Here is a 371-nt window from a genome sequence, read left to right on the forward strand (position 1 = left end):
GCAAAGGCATAAGCCAGCTTGACTGTGAGAGTGACGGCTCGAGCAGGTACGAAAGTAGGTCTTAGTGATCCGGTGGTTCTGAATGGAAGGGCCATCGCTCAACGGATAAAAGGTACTCCGGGGATAACAGGCTGATACCGCCCAAGAGTTCATATCGACGGCGGTGTTTGGCACCTCGATGTCGGCTCATCACATCCTGGGGCTGAAGTAGGTCCCAAGGGTATGGCTGTTCGCCGATTTAAAGTGGTACGCGAGCTGGGTTTAGAACGTCGTGAGACAGTTCGGTCCCTATCTGCCGTGGGCGTTGGAAGATTGAGAGGGGTTGCTCCTAGTACGAGAGGACCGGAGTGAACGCACCACTGGTGTTCGGG

Annotated in this window: 1 rRNA gene; it reads left to right on the top strand. The window is 55.3% G+C overall.

The annotated features are described in order from the left end of the window. Positions 1-371 (top strand): 23S ribosomal RNA (locus tag BHE89_RS22070); the annotation flags it as partial.

This window comes from Shigella sp. FC1967, from assembly GCF_001743005.1.
GTDB lineage: Bacteria > Pseudomonadota > Gammaproteobacteria > Enterobacterales > Enterobacteriaceae > Proteus.